Origin of the sequence: Paenibacillus sp. GbtcB18 (assembly GCF_019091125.1) — a bacterium.
In the GTDB taxonomy this organism is placed as follows: Bacteria; Bacillota; Bacilli; order Paenibacillales; family NBRC-103111; genus Paenibacillus_F; species Paenibacillus_F chitinolyticus.
On sequence record NZ_JAGXJX010000653.1, the window covers coordinates 1 to 248 of the forward strand.

A 248-nucleotide genomic window follows, 5' to 3' on the forward strand; every position below is an offset into this window, starting at 1 on the left:
GTTGTGTGCATCATAGGGAATTGAAATTGGGGCTGAAACGATACTTTGTATATGTTTTATTTGTTGTTCCAATTATTAGCGCATTTCTATTTGGCGGTGTAACAAATGATGGAAGTTTAGCGGGGAATAGGGGTATGAATCAAAGTGTACAGGCGAGAAGTATGGAAAAGAACGAAAAAGAGGGAATACAGGCAAATTTTGATTGGAAAGAACAAGATGAAACCTCGAATTTAAAAGCGAATGATCAA

1 protein-coding gene is annotated in these 248 nt (G+C 36.7%); it reads left to right on the forward strand.

Annotated features, from left to right (window positions below; all coding sequences use genetic code 11):
- Positions 1–248, forward strand: a 248-nt coding sequence (locus tag KVT34_RS30750) for a DUF1980 domain-containing protein (protein ID WP_217563348.1), incomplete at both ends; no start/stop codon positions are given.